This window comes from Clostridium sp., assembly GCF_050717545.1.
Classification (GTDB): Bacteria; Bacillota; Clostridia; order Clostridiales; family Clostridiaceae; genus Clostridium_AD.
In genome coordinates this window covers 81161-95950 of sequence record NZ_JBOITN010000017.1, presented here as the reverse complement: position 1 = coordinate 95950, position 14790 = coordinate 81161, and the positions used below count along the sequence as shown (strand labels likewise).

19 protein-coding genes are annotated in these 14790 nt (G+C 31.3%); all 19 read right to left on the bottom strand.

All coding sequences use genetic code 11. The features are described from left to right. Positions 1–114: 114 nt before the first annotated feature. Positions 115–300, bottom strand: coding sequence for a hypothetical protein (locus tag ACREVX_RS03635; protein ID WP_431542809.1), 186 nt, complete (start codon positions 298–300; stop codon positions 115–117). A 33-nt stretch (positions 301–333) separates the two neighbouring features. Continuing rightward, on the bottom strand, positions 334–798 hold the full coding sequence (locus ACREVX_RS03630) for a PH domain-containing protein (RefSeq protein WP_431542808.1): 465 nt from the start codon (positions 796–798) through the stop codon (positions 334–336). Positions 799–1335: 537 nt separating this feature from the next. Continuing rightward, on the bottom strand, positions 1336–2475 hold the full coding sequence (locus ACREVX_RS03625) for a THUMP domain-containing class I SAM-dependent RNA methyltransferase (RefSeq protein ID WP_431542807.1): 1140 nt from the start codon (positions 2473–2475) through the stop codon (positions 1336–1338). A gap of 142 nt (positions 2476–2617) precedes the next feature. Further along, positions 2618–3901 (bottom strand): uracil permease, encoded by a 1284-nt coding sequence (gene uraA, locus ACREVX_RS03620; RefSeq protein ID WP_431542806.1) that lies wholly within the window; start codon positions 3899–3901, stop codon positions 2618–2620. A gap of 117 nt (positions 3902–4018) precedes the next feature. Beyond that, positions 4019–4555 carry a bifunctional pyr operon transcriptional regulator/uracil phosphoribosyltransferase PyrR gene (pyrR, locus tag ACREVX_RS03615; protein WP_431542805.1) on the bottom strand — a complete coding sequence of 179 codons (537 nt, stop codon included), beginning with the start codon at positions 4553–4555 and terminating at the stop codon, positions 4019–4021. Positions 4556–4791: 236 nt separating this feature from the next. Further along, the gene (locus ACREVX_RS03610; protein WP_431542804.1) at positions 4792–5703 is read right to left on the bottom strand and encodes an RluA family pseudouridine synthase; all 912 of its coding nucleotides are present in this window, start codon (positions 5701–5703) and stop codon (positions 4792–4794) included. After that, the gene (gene lspA / locus ACREVX_RS03605) at positions 5704–6150 is read right to left on the bottom strand and encodes a signal peptidase II (RefSeq protein WP_431542803.1); all 447 of its coding nucleotides are present in this window, start codon (positions 6148–6150) and stop codon (positions 5704–5706) included. Positions 6151–6267: 117 nt separating this feature from the next. Further along, positions 6268–6867: a TraR/DksA C4-type zinc finger protein gene (locus ACREVX_RS03600; protein ID WP_431542802.1), complete on the bottom strand. Its 600-nt coding sequence runs from the start codon at positions 6865–6867 to the stop codon at positions 6268–6270. A gap of 118 nt (positions 6868–6985) precedes the next feature. Next, complete coding sequence (locus ACREVX_RS03595; RefSeq protein WP_431542801.1) at positions 6986–7699, bottom strand: 5'-methylthioadenosine/adenosylhomocysteine nucleosidase; 714 nt, start codon at positions 7697–7699, stop codon at positions 6986–6988. Between the two features lie 72 nt (positions 7700–7771). Beyond that, positions 7772–8383, bottom strand: a complete 612-nt coding sequence (locus ACREVX_RS03590) for a DivIVA domain-containing protein (RefSeq protein ID WP_431542800.1) — start codon at positions 8381–8383, stop codon at positions 7772–7774. Between the two features lie 16 nt (positions 8384–8399). After that, positions 8400–9173 carry a YlmH family RNA-binding protein gene (locus tag ACREVX_RS03585; RefSeq protein ID WP_431542799.1) on the bottom strand — a complete coding sequence of 258 codons (774 nt, stop codon included), beginning with the start codon at positions 9171–9173 and terminating at the stop codon, positions 8400–8402. Between the two features lie 24 nt (positions 9174–9197). Next, entirely contained in the window at positions 9198–9455 is a 258-nt protein-coding gene (locus ACREVX_RS03580) for a YggT family protein (RefSeq protein WP_431542798.1), read from the bottom strand. A 15-nt stretch (positions 9456–9470) separates the two neighbouring features. Next, positions 9471–9923, bottom strand: a complete 453-nt coding sequence (locus ACREVX_RS03575; RefSeq protein WP_431542797.1) for a cell division protein SepF — start codon at positions 9921–9923, stop codon at positions 9471–9473. A gap of 19 nt (positions 9924–9942) precedes the next feature. Next, positions 9943–10614, bottom strand: coding sequence for a YggS family pyridoxal phosphate-dependent enzyme (locus tag ACREVX_RS03570; protein ID WP_431542796.1), 672 nt, complete (start codon positions 10612–10614; stop codon positions 9943–9945). Between the two features lie 137 nt (positions 10615–10751). After that, positions 10752–11450, bottom strand: a complete 699-nt coding sequence (locus tag ACREVX_RS03565; protein WP_431542795.1) for a DUF881 domain-containing protein — start codon at positions 11448–11450, stop codon at positions 10752–10754. A 12-nt stretch (positions 11451–11462) separates the two neighbouring features. Further along, positions 11463–11801 (bottom strand): small basic family protein, encoded by a 339-nt coding sequence (locus ACREVX_RS03560; protein WP_431542794.1) that lies wholly within the window; start codon positions 11799–11801, stop codon positions 11463–11465. Between the two features lie 10 nt (positions 11802–11811). After that, entirely contained in the window at positions 11812–12540 is a 729-nt protein-coding gene (locus tag ACREVX_RS03555) for a DUF881 domain-containing protein (RefSeq protein WP_431542793.1), read from the bottom strand. 49 nt (positions 12541–12589) lie between these two features. Beyond that, positions 12590–13399 (bottom strand): cell division protein FtsQ/DivIB, encoded by an 810-nt coding sequence (locus ACREVX_RS03550; RefSeq protein WP_431542792.1) that lies wholly within the window; start codon positions 13397–13399, stop codon positions 12590–12592. Between the two features lie 281 nt (positions 13400–13680). Further along, a complete protein-coding gene (gene spoVE / locus ACREVX_RS03545) occupies positions 13681–14787 on the bottom strand; it encodes a stage V sporulation protein E (protein WP_431542791.1) in 1107 nt (368 codons plus the stop codon). Positions 14788–14790: the final 3 nt, after the last annotated feature.

Sequence of the window (14790 nt, the reverse complement as noted above, 5' to 3'; positions counted from 1 at the left end):
CTTGTTCAAATGTATTATACGCAATATATACTTTTTTTGATAATCCTCATCAAAAAATCTTTTAGACGTTAGGCTGTAGATGCAGTACATTTCCTTTGCATTTAATATATTATATTAAATCTTAGTTTTATCTTTATAAAAATATTTTGTCACATTACCAATTATTACTCCAAAATATAAAAGTATACTTATTGCTAATAACTCCTTTCTATGTGTTCCCCAGTAAAGCAATAACCCCAAAGACGGTATACATGAAATTATAGCCATAGGTTTTAGCATATATTTAAAGAAAATCTTCACTATTTCACCCCTTTACAAATATTTTTTATATGTTTATTCATTGATGATTGTTTGTATCTGTGCTTGTTCAGGTAAATTTTCTTTTAGAATAGTAATGATTTTATCGTAATCGCTGTTTTTAAAATGAAATGTTTGCTCCATAAACCCACACGCTACCACAACCTTTATATTCTTTGAACTGATTACCATAACTTTCTCAATTTCATTCCATAATATAATCTCTTTCAATCTATACATTGATATGAAACCTTTTGAGTAGATTCCATGTTTAATCCACATGCTTACAAACATAACAATAGCTAACACCCCTGCAACATAATGAACCCAGGTATTCGCATAAAAATATGTAAGACCTATGAAAACAACAACACTAAGCAATACAGTAATAGTTTCTACATACGTTTTTCTTGTTGGTATTATTAATACTTTTATATATTTAATCTGTTTTAAAATAATTACAATAAAAAATAACGGAACAATAATATCATAAATACTCATTTAAACTCTCTCCTTCACAAGTAATTTTAGTTGTGAATATTTAGTGTTCATGTTATTTACTTTGTAAATTTTTACGACTATGAAACAACTTACTCATAAATTGTACCATTTAATATCATGAAATAACCTTAATTCATCAAAATATAAGACAGAAAAGAGGATGGATATATGTATAATATATCCATCCTCTTTTCTTCTTTAGAAATTCCCATACCCCTTCCAACAGTGGGTAATCAAATCCCATCTAGTCCATCCCTTGACCTTCCCGCAGGTATAGGCATACTAGAATGAACTTTCTCCATAGCGACATGAAATAAGAAGCGCAGTAACATTGAAATTTCATTTAGAAATTTTTCTTTTGCTAATATAAAATTCTCGTGAACCTGACAGGATGTCAGGTTAGTGAACCCGAGACAGGACGTCGAGTGTGAACGATAGAGAATTTTATATTCGCAAAAGATTAGATTTTCTTAATGGAATTTCACGTTTCAAGCTCTTATTTCAATGCAGCTAGGAGAAGGACATCTAGATGCACTCCTATTCTTCTCTTTTTTTCCTAGGCACCTCTATTATATATTGGTAGTAATAACACAATAATCTTCCATTATATAATTTTCTATTTTTATCTGATCTGTTTCCGAATTGCTTCTGAAAATCAACATTTGATGTTATAACGTAGCAAGACCAATCGTTTAAGCTCCTATACATTTCGCCAAGACCCTCGTGTATTTTTTTCACCTGTTCACGCTCACCAAGTCTTTCTCCATAAGGTGGGTTTGTAATTATAACACCATATTTTTGCCTAGATGCAAAAGTTTGCATTGGTATCTTCTGAAATTTTATGAACTCAGCAACTCCTGCTTTTTCTGCATTTTGCATTGCTGTCCTGAGTAAACTTCCATCAATATCTGATGCTAGTATTTCAATTTCATTAGGGCTAACAGTTTTTCTTGCGCCTTCACGTACTTGTACCCAAATGTCACTGTCTATATTTGGCCAAGTTTCGCTAACAAATTCTCTGTTTATTCCTGGTGCCATATTTTTCGCTATAAGTGCAGCTTCTATTGGAATAGTTCCAGAACCACATAGCGGGTCAGCTAAAACTCTTGTACTATCCCATTTACTTATTAGGACAAGGGCAGCAGCTAACGTTTCCTTAAGCGGTGCTTCTCCAGCATATTCCCTATATCCTCTCTTATGTAGTCCAACACCTGATGTATCTACTGATAAAGTAACTATATCCCTTAAAATTGCAACCTCAATCTTGTACACAGGACCATCTTCAGTAAACCATTCTTTATCATACTTTTTCTTCATTGATTCTACTACTGCCTTTTTTACTATTCCTTGACAATCTGGCACACTATGAAGCTGTGATTTCACAGATTTTCCTACAATATGCATCTTACCATCTTCAGGTATTAAATTACCCCAATCTACTGCAAGTGTTCCTTGAAATAAGTCTTCAAAAGATAATGCCTTAAATTCAGCCATCTTTATATAAAGTCTTTCTGCGGTTCTGAGCCAAGTATTGCATATAGCAATATCCATTTCATCCCCTTCAAAGATTACTCTTCCATTTTCAACAATTAAATTTTCGTACCCTAGTGCTTTTAGTTCTTTAGCAGTAACTGCCTCTATTCCAAAAGTAGTAGTGGCTATTAAAGTATACATCATATATTATCTCTCCCATCTCACTATCATGATATCTCTATTTGCTATTATTGTCTATAAATTTTAAATTTATCTCTATAAAATACACAAAAGTGCCAGAACTACTCTGACACTTTTGTGTATTATTTTTAGTATAACCCTATAATTAATTGTCTCCTGATTTACTAGTTTGAGGTAACACTAAGTTAAGTATAATGCCTACCAACGTTGCTAAAGCAAGTCCTGCAATTTCTACATGTGCTCCTAAAAATTGAAAGTTAATACCTCCTCCACCTATTCCTACAACTATTATAACTGAAGCAATTATAAGATTTCTCTTTTTACTAAAATCAACTTTATCTTCAACAAAAATTCTAAAACCAGAAGATGCAATTATGCCAAATAACATTACACTTACTCCTCCAATTACAGGTAATGGAATGTTACCTATAACTTCTGATACTGGTCCTATGAATGATAGTATTATTGCAATAATAGCTGCTCCTCCTATTACCCAAACGCTGTAAACCTTAGTGATTGCCATAACCCCTATGTTTTCTCCGTATGTTGTATTTGGAGGCCCACCAACGAATCCTGCAAAAATTGTAGCAACTCCGTCTCCAAGTATTGATCTATGAAGCCCTGGATCTTTTGCAAAATCTTTTCCGCAAACATTGCTTGTAACATATACATGTCCAATATGTTCAGCAAGTGTTACAAAAGCTATTGGAGCCATAAGCATAATAGCATTTATGTTAAAGGTTGGCATTACAAAACTTGGTAATCTAATTAATTTAGCAGATTCAATTTGAGCTAGAGCCTCACTAGGAATTGCTCCCAGTATTATTGAAAGTATGTATCCCACTACCATTGCAATCAGAATAGGTACCACCCCGAAAAAACCCTTGAAATACATGGTTCCTGCTATTGCTACAGTCAATGTTGTCATTGATATAAATATCCACGTTCCTCTAGATATTCCCTCAAGTGCTGGTGATGTAAATGTGGAATCCAGTCCCGACCATTGTATTGCAACACTTGCAAGGCTTAATCCTATTACAATTACAACGGAACCCACAACAACTGGAGGCAATAGTTTATTTATCCATTTAATTCCCACAAGTTTAATAATTAAAGCCACAATTACATATACACATCCTGCGGCAATAATCCCTGAAAGCATTGAACTTTGTCCATATGCCTTTGTAGCAACCCCCATAGGCCCAATAAATGCAAATGATGACCCTACATATGCCGGAAGCCTAGCTTTTGTACATAAAATATAGAGTAGTGTACCTGCGCCACTACAAAACAGTGCAATAGACGGGCTTAGACCTGTGAGCATTGGAACAAGTATTGTTGCCCCCACCATTGCAAATAAGTGCTGGAGACTTAACGGGATAGTCTTGAGTATTGGTAATTTTTCATCAACATCTATAAAATCTTTCATTAGTTCCTCCTTTTAGTCTCGCTGGACTATATTAAAAGATTACTTATCTTCTTCGAAGCTTATCTTCTTCGAAGCTACTTATCTTCTTCGAAGCTTTATCTTTTTCAAAGCAATTCGCTAAATCTCAAATATACTTACTGAGTCTTTTTCATCAGTTTCTGTTAATTTAACAGAAATCATCTCTTTACTTGAAGTAGGGATGTTTTTGCCTACATAATCTGCTCTAATTGGCAGTTCCCTGTGTCCTCTGTCTACTAAAACAGCTAATTGTATCGCAAGAGGTCTGCCATTATCAATTATTGCGTCAATTGCAGCCCTAGCAGTTCTTCCTGTATACAATACATCATCCACTAAAATTATTTTTTTACCTTTTACATCTATACCTAAATCTACATTATTTAAAATTGGTTGGTCATCGAGTGTTGTAAGATCATCCCGGTATAAAGTAATGTCAACTGAACTTACGGGGACCTTAATTCCCTCAAACTGCTCTATAAGACTAGCAATCCTTTTTGCAATTGGAACCCCTCGTCTTTTTATACCTACAAGTATAATATCTTCTATTCCCTTATTTTTTTCTATAATTTCATGTGCCACTCTTGTAAGTGTTCTCTCTATTGCTTTTTCATCTAATAAAACTGATTTAAATTCCATAATTTCACCTCCCTCGTAATAATATTCTTATTTTTTTTAAAAATACAAAAAGCCTTCACCAAAAAGGTAAAGGCATACTATACTTTCATAATAGTACTACTATCTTTATCCTTATGATCTCTCTGGAACATTTAAAGGGATAAATATTTTATTAAATAATCTCCTGCGGAGCTACTATAATAAACATAAAGTGTTATATAACACTCATAATATACTACCACAGGTTACTATCTATTTCAACTATTTTTTAACTTAACTATAAGTTTTTCAAGATAATTTGGAAGAGGCGAGTTAAATTCCATATACTCATTAGTACTTGGGTGAATAAACCCCAGTTTTTTTGCATGAAGTACTTGGCCCTTTAAATTAAATCGTTGCTTTTTAAATCCATATATCAAATCACCAACTAAAGGATGTCCTATCTTTGCCATATGTACTCTTATTTGATGAGTTCGCCCTGTTTCTAGGTTACATTCCACTAAAGTATTACTTTCAAATCTCTCTAATACTTTAAAATGAGTTACAGCCCTTTTACCTGATTCTACTACAGCCATTTTTATCCTATCTTTAGGATGCCTTGCAATAGGCTCATCAATTGTTCCTTCATTGTTTTTAATTATTCCTTCTACTAATGCTATGTAACTTCTTGTCATTGAATGATCTTTTAACTGCGCTGCAAGAGAATTATGTGCATTATCATTTTTAGCAACCACTAAAGCCCCTGATGTGTCCTTATCAATCCTATGAACTATCCCTGGCCTTAGAACGCCATTAATGCCCGATAGATCTGTGCAATGATTTAAGAGTGCATTAACTAGCGTACCACTATAATTTCCCGGTGCTGGGTGAACCACCATATCCTGTGGTTTATTAATTACGATTACGTCACTATCTTCATATATAATGTCAAGTGGTATATCCTCAGCTTTTACGTTTAGCTCTACAGGAGCTGGAACATTTAAAGTAATTATATCCTCAAGTTTTAGTTTGAAATTACTTTTTCTACATTTACCATTTACTAACGCATTTTCACCTTCAATTATTCGTTGAATATATGACCTTGATCTATTTTCGAATTCATTAGAAATAAAAACATCTAACCTACTACCCACTGAACTCTCGCTTACCTTAAACTCAAAACCTTCCATTTATATCTCATCCTTTACTATAGAAATTGCCAAAATCAGAGTTCCCACTACTACCAAGCTGTCAGCTATGTTAAATGTGGGGAAATAATATACATCTTTATAATGTACTAAAATAAAATCTACTACATATTTATAAAACATTCTATCATACAAATTTCCTAAAGCTCCACTTATAATCAAGGCAAAACTTATTCTTATGAATTTTGATTTTGGTTTATACTTAATAATATAATATATCATACCTGCTATTACTAATAACGTAACTAGAGCTAATAATAATAATTTATTTTGAAGAATGCCAAACGCAGCACCTCTATTCTCCAAATATTCCAATTTAAAGATATTTTTAATCAATACAACTCCATCTTCGTCTTTTAAAGCACTTAGCGCCCAGATCTTACTTAATCTATCTAGTAACAACCCAAAAAAAACAATTAGTATCTCCATACACTTCCCCCTACTTGAGGCATAATATAAAAGTATATATTGCTCTAAATTTATGTGTTATAAAAATTTTACAATATATACCTTTTTAATTTACCTAAATTAACTCATCCCATTTTCTTAATCAGGTAACTGATTTTTATATTGTCCATTACTTATTTGTTCTATTGGTTCAACATAACCACCGTTATCGTCGTCATCGTAAAATTCAACTATATCATCTAATTTATTAAAACGCTCAACAGCTTGGTAAGTATCTTCTGAATCAACACCTATTTCACCTTTACTGCAACTAAAAAACGAGCCAAGCACGTCTTCCTCTACGCTTCTATTGTTTTGCTCAGCAGGTTTGTGATCCCCTATAGATTTTTGGCATATCTGGCAATTTTGCGCATAGGGCATAAATTCTAATCTTTCACTGGCTATATCACTACCACAACTAAGACATTTCCCATAGGTATTTTTTTCAATACTTTTTAAAGCATCCTCAATTTTGTTTAAAATAGATATTTCATTCCCCTTTAATGCAAGGCCCTTTTCCTTATCAAATAATTCGGTTGCCATGTCTGACGGGTGGTTATCATAAAAAGACAAGTCCGTTTCCATTTCACTATTAGAATTTACAACTCCATTGTGTTTCATTTGGTTAATAAGACTTACTACACGTGCCTTCTCATTTATTAATTTTTCTTTATAATACTCCATTTTTTTCTTTTCCATGAAAACAACTCCTCTAATTTTAATATAGAAGTATTACTAAACAAATAAAACTTCTATATATCTATGTTTTCTCATGGAAAGAATTTTATAACACTTATTTAAAAATATTTAAATTTATTTAAATATTTTTATGTGGTTCAGTTATCAATTTCAACATATCACTTAAAATACTTGTAGAATTCTCTACAGCAATGTCCTTAAATTCTTCATAATCCATTTCAGCCCCGTTATTTGCATTGTCTGATATAGATCTTATAACTATAAATGGGGTTTCATTTAAATAACACACTTGAGCAATACTTGCTCCTTCCATTTCACATGCCAATGGATCAAACTCAGAGTTCAACCAATTTATTTTATCTAGATTTGCAATAAATTGGTCACCCGACACAATTCTCCCTATAAAATGGTTATGTCCTTTAATAGAAAGACATGCTTTCTCTGCATATTCAATTAGTTTTTCATCACATTTAAATTCGAAAGTATCCATTCTTGGAATCTGTCCAAGTCTATCACCAAATGCAGATGTATCAATATCATGTTGTACTAGATTGCGCGCTATTACAACATCTCCTGGGTATATATTATCGATGGTACCACCTGCAATACCAACATTTATAATATAATCAACTTTAAAATCATCAATTAATATTTGAGCACAAATTGCAGCATTAACCTTACCAATACCACTAGTAACTATAACTACATTTTTATCATATATGTTACCAAGACTAAATTCCATTTTGGCCTTGGTCTCTTTTTTGTTAAGTTCCATTCCCTCTATTAAAAATTTAACTTCCTCTTCCATTGCGCCAATAATACCTATAATCATTTTCTATTCCTCCCTGGTTTATGTTATGAATCTACATAAAAAATCTCACCCGGTGAGTGAGATTTTTTAATTCTAACCTTTTGCAAAAAAACTTTTTATTTCTTCAATCTCATTGCTTTGAAACTCTTTTTCATCTATATTTTTAAGCGTCAAATTAGAGTATTCTAAATCAATAGCAGCTTCACCATCACTTTTATTATCAGGAGTTTCATTACCAACATTATAATTTTTAAGATAATCATTTTCAAGTCCTTCAAACATCTCAAGCTGGCAATTCATAAAATTTCTAAATTTTGTTCTAAACTTTGCAAATTCTTGTTTTGTTTTTTCAAAATCATCATTAATCTTAAGTACATCATTATGAGACTTATCTAGCAATCTTTGAGAAGAATCGTTCGCATTTTTAATAATAAGTTCTGATTCCTTTTGAGCACAAACTTTTGCTTGTTCTGCTGCATTTTGAGCAAGTACTAATGTGCTTTGAATTGTAGTCTCTATACTAACATGATGCTCTAATTTTTCTTCTAGAAAACTTGTTCTTTCTTTTAGCGATGAATTTTCTTTATATATAGTTTCATATTCTTCAGCTACCTTTTCTAAAAATTCATCAACCTCATCAGCATTGTATCCTCTTAAACCCTTTTTAAATTCTTTATTATTAATGTCCATAGATGTTATTCTCATCTTACTCCCACCCCTACTAAATATATTGCTTTATTATAATTTTAAAACGACCTTTTTGAGTACTTCCTATAATATCTGAAACCAAAAATTTCCCATAACCTCTAATAGTTAAAATATCATTATTATTAATAACTTTATCTTTTTTTAAACACTGAAAATAATTTATAAGTATTTTACCTGTTGATATTAAAGTTGTTGAATTACTCCTTGAAACATTACATACAGCTGAAACCATACCATCCAACCTAAATGACGTAGCTATAATTGTTTTTTCCTTAAATTGCCTTTCTGGAAGATCTCGCATCTCATAATCATGATGACTTACTTCACAAGGGCAATTATTTATTTTACTCAAATTATTAATTATGTAACTACTAATGTCACTACAAACCGGCGCATAACAAACAGCATCTTTAATTATTAAGTCGCCTAATTTTTCTCTTTGAATTCCTAATGACATTATTGCACCTAAATAATCCTTATGCTCCACCACTGCAAATTTAGATTTATTGGTTATTTCCAATAAATCTATAGGATATGTTGTAGGCTTCTCATAACTAGAAAATGATAACATTCTCCTATCAGCATCTTTAAATAAACCATTTGTATATAAATTCATTTTATAACTTTCACATATCACTGAAATTTGATTCCATATGTCTGGTGGTAAAAAACTGTTAGTAAATATTATTTTATTAGTTTTGTCTGCTATTTGCATTTTATCAAATATGTTAGATAACATATTCTTATCTTCGCAAGTTATACTATTTAAAAAATAATTTTTGTCCATTTAACTCCTACCTTACTCTGTTATTTACAGTATAAAAAACACAATTCTTCTTAGTATCGCTAAAATAACAAGTGCAATTATTGGTGAAAAATCTATCATTGTATTACTAAAATACCTTTCTTGAATTTTTCTACCAGGCCCTAGTAGAGGTCCCGTAACTTTATGTAATAATTCTGTATATTGATTTGACCTTCCCGCATAAAACCAAGACAAAGCAACCTCAATAATTATCGCATACTGTAGCAAGTTAAAAATTGTATTTAATAAACTATACAAACTCAAATCTTGTACCCTCCTTTATTTGTTCCAGTTAAAGATTCCTTTTGAACTCAATTCATTTTTAAGCTCATTATTAACTTCTATATTAGATGGAGATATTATATATACTCCCTTTTCTACCTGCTGAAGATCACCACTAAGTGCATAACACACTCCTCCTACAAAATCTAATAATCTTTGCCCTGTTCTAGGATCTAGTCCTGTAGTATTAACTACTACAATTTTCCTAGCTTTTAAATTATCGCTAATCACGGATGCTTCATCAAAATCATCTGGTTTTATTATAACTACTTTTGTAGATGCAGATGTGTGAATATTAACTACTTTACTTTGTTTTTTGTTTGCACTCATTAATGTTTCAATATCCATTACATCATCCTCATCCTCATTCTCTATCTCTTGGACTTCATCCTCATCTTCTTCTGCCATTCCAAAGAATCCCATAACCTTATTCACTACTTTGCTTCCCATGTTTACCCCTCCATTTTTTTTATAATTCCATTTTATTATAATCTCGTTTTCCAAATATACTAGTGCCAACTCTTACCATGTTAGATCCATTTTTAATCGCTATTTTAAAATCTTTACTCATACCCAATGATAAAAATTCCATAGAAACATTTTTATGTTCCATAACTTTTAAATCATCAAATATAACTTTCATCTGAGTAAAGTATTTTTTGCAGCTTTCCTCGTCTCCAATAGGAATTGTTGCCATTAGTCCTTTAACTTTTACATTACAACAATCCATGCAAGCTTTTATTAAAGCCCTTATTTCCTCAGCAGCTATACCTGTTTTTGCAACTTCTTTGCCTATATTTACTTGAATTAAGACATTAGCAATTTCATTTTTTGCAGCATAACGTTTTTCAATCTCTTTGAGTAAATGTATACTATCTAAAGAGTGAATAAGATGAACTTTGCCAACCAGATATTTCACCTTGTTTGTCTGCAAATGCCCTATAAAATGCCATCTTATATCCTTAGGCAAATTCTCATATTTCCCAACAAATTCTTGTACCTTGTTCTCTCCAAAATTTCTTGCCCCGGATTCATAGACCTCCTCTATTTCTTGGATTTCTCTAGTCTTAGAAACGCATATTAGTGTAACACCAGGTGAAATTTCATTTTTTATCTTATTATACTCTTCACTAATTGCCAACTAATTTTGCCTCCTTGTTGTTTCCATTGCATTAATTAATCTTATTTACAATATAAAATTTAAATTTACCATTATTCTTTAATTCTTCATTAAAGAGAAAATACCTTCATTATATTATGATTTTTAATGATTTTATTTTATTTTTTTATAAGACTCATATATTTATAGCCAAGTGTTCCAGTATATGACAGTATTCTTATTTTTCCTACCTTAGTAACGTTAACTTTAACCTCTCTGCCCTTTAATGATGTTATACGTGTATTTTCAAGTGTTAAATAATTATATAATGTATCTTGATTCCCAATGGCCTTTATATAAAAAGGACTTACTATCTTAATACCATTTAAATTAATATACGGGCCACCACAATATCCATAGTTACTGGCAACAACTCTTTCACCATTAACGGAAATTGCTTCTGCGCCTGCATTTCTAAGATCATTTAATACTCCAAGAATATCAACATCGTGAATCAGCTGAAAAGTACTACCAACTTCATCAGCATCATCTAATGTAATTTTAATACCAGGACCTTCAACATCAGTACTTCCTAAGATTATATTATTATTATTAACTTCCTCTTCCATTTGCTTTTTCACCTGGTCTGTTTCAGCATAACCACTTTCATATTTATTGAGTTTTTGGTTAATCTTATCATATTCATCATTTAAATTATTTAGATCAGAATATAATTTAGATCTTTCATTATAGGCTACATCATACTGCCCTGCATCTAAAAGATTGCTTTTCCCTTCAAACCCTATATTCATAGCTATAAGTAGCCCTACAATTACTGATGCAATAAAAACAAATATAGTAGCTTCATTATTCTTCATATAACCACCTCATTAATGTGATTTAGTTTTGTCCAGCAATAGTCTTCTAATTATAGCAAAGTTATTAAATATTCTTCCTCCGAATACTATAATCGCGGCTAAATAAATTGGGATTCCTAATTTATCACCTAAATAAACCATTGCCACTGCTAAAGCCGCATTTCCGAAAAATCCAGATATAAAAATATCTGCTCTAAAATTCTGTGAAATCGATCCTCTAATTGCGCCAAAAACAGAATCTATACATGCAAAAATTGCTACAGAAATATACGGTGAAAATTTAACCGGAATTTCAACATTCCATACAATCCCTAATATAACACCTATTAACAACCCTACAAAAGCAACCATTTACCCACCCCTATTTCTCTACTATTGGTTTAGCATACTCAAATTTATATATTTTATTATATTTAGATACTATGATTTTATCTGATTTCTCAAATGTTACATCACAGGCCTTAAGAAGATCTGTTGGAATTGCTCCTACGAAATCTATAACCCCATATAATATATCACTTTTCCCTATAGCTTTAATAACTATCCTATCATTATAAGAAATTTTTTCATCATTTATAAGAATCACATTACCAGCATTTCGTATTCCACTACGCGAAGTAAGCCTAATATCATTAATAGATATTGCTTCAGCGCCTCCTGAATTCAACTCATTTACCAAACTAACAAGGTCCTGATCATTTATAGACTGGCTATTTGTAGGCGCGCTACCAAAAATATTACTTTTAGGGTCTATGTAAATTGTCAAACCTTCTCCTTGTACGTCAGTTTCCCCTGTAAGAATTCTTGTTTCCTCTAGTGTTTTTTTTAATAATTCACTTGCTGCATCTATTCCGCTTGCAGCATTTTCATATTCCTTTGTTTTAGCATCTAATTGATTAATTTTTTTCTGCATGTCTATTTTGCTCTTTTTAAGTTGATCATTTTCAATTATTATTTCAGGTGCGGTAGTATCTGAATCTACTACTTCTGCCGAATTTTGTTTGTTTATCATTTTAAATTGATAACTCATCATGAACCCTAATAATATACATATTACTCCAATGGATATTTGGGATTTAAACTTTTTCATCGACTTCCTCCTTACTACTCCGTAATAGAAACTTCATATTAAATCTCTATTACTTCTCGTCTATAAAAACTACAGGATTTCCACTAGAACTAACATCTACATATCCCTTTTTGCTTTCATATTTCAGTTGCGTAATAATATTTATTGCTTTATTAAATTTACTTTTCAAATTCAGCGTTGTTCCAAATTTAATACACATTTCTCCTGAGAAAACCTTGACATCTAGTACATCACTTACATCGACCATTGTTATATTGCTATTATTGTTAGCTTTTCTATACTCATCAATAATACTAGTTAATTCCTTTAAGATAGTAATTTTCCGATCATCTTTTAATCCAATTAAATCTCCTACTTCATACTTTTCATAATTAAATCCAGTTAATTTCACTAAGTTCATATCTTTAATATTAGATCTTTTTTCAAGTATATAACCCTGATTATCTAATATATAATAAAAATTATTCACTTTTCCATAAAACACTGCTACTTTTTCCTCAATTGTTATTACAATTTTTTTAGGCAAAACTTTCTTAAATGTTACGCCTAGTACGTAGGGATTTTTCATAATTTGATTTTTGCTACCATTAAAACTAGCACTAATGATATTACTTCCTAACTTATCGTTAACCGAATCGTTAATTTGAGTTTTAGATGCATTAGAGTTTCCTAGAATTTCGATTTTTGTTATATTAAAATAAGGCAATTTAATACATAACGTGATTAATGTCGAAACCATAATTACAACAAGTAATATTAGAAACCTTGCTTGCTTTCTCTTTTTCCTTCTATGTAATAGTTTTTCTTTATTTTCTATAATATAATTGACTTTTTTAAGATCATTGCTTTTCTTATTCATCCACTTCCTCGCATTCATTAACATATATTTTTTAATTTAATTTTAGTAAATAAAATTATTATTTATATAAATTCAAATAATAATTAAGCTTAATTTATGTAAACTTAATTTTAAACTAGCCCTACTTATATAATAACACTTTACTTAATTTTTTTCATCTCAATTTCAATGTATTTCCAAAATTAATAATCTGTAATCGTATTTAATTAATTAGAAATAGAAAAAAGCATGCAATTTGCATGCCTTTACGACATTTCAGCTCCGCAGGAGATGATTTAATCCTAATTTTTATTTACAGTTTGCCTAGACACATTTAATAGTATTCCCATGGCAAACATATTGATAACCAAAGCCGACCCTCCATAACTAATAAACGGAAGCGGCACACCTGTTACTGGCATTGATCCAGTAACTACTGCGATATTAATGATTGCTTGAACACCTACAACTGACGTAATTCCAATCGCCAGGATGGTGCCATACATATCAATCGCTGTCACTGCTGTTTTTATACCACGCCATATAAATACTATAAATAATAAAATTATAAAAGCGCATCCGATTAATCCTAATTCCTCACCAATTATTGCGAAAATAAAATCCGTATGTGGTTCTGGTATATACAAGCATTTCTGCCTCGATTGTCCTATTCCCGAACCAGTAACTCCTCCTGACCCAAGGGCAAGAAGTGATTGAACCAGTTGATAACCAGCACCTTGACTATCAGCAAATGGGTCTGTAAAATTCATAAGTCTCTTCATTCTGTATGAAGCTGTAAATATTAAGACAATAACAGCTCCAACGAGGCTTCCTCCTATGGCAAAAAGGTGCACTAATTTAGCTCCCACTGCAAACAAAATAACTACAGTAACAATCATTATAACAGCTGCGATGCTTAAGTTGGGTTCCATTAAAATTAAACCCGCGTAAAATCCCGAAACCATTAAGTATGGTACTACCCCCTTCATAAATTCTTTAACCTTTTCTCCTTTTAGATCTAAACTTTTAGCCATATACACCACTATAATATATTTTGCGATCTCTGATGGTTGGAAATTTGCAATCCCTAATGGAATCCACCTCTTTGAGCCATTTATAGGATCGAATGCAAATACCGCAAGTAAAAGAATAATTGTAATTATCATCAAAATACCTGTATATTTTTTTATAATGTGATAATCAATTTTCATAGCTATAACCATAAATATACCACCAAGAATTGCCCACATACCTTGTTTTTTTAAATAGTATTCCGGATCATTAAATTTGAAAGCCGCATAATATGATCCAGCACTATAAACCATTACTACTCCAATTGCCACAAGGAGCATTATGATTGCAAATAGTACAAAATCTATTTGACCCATTTTAACCTTGTTCTTTTTCATATA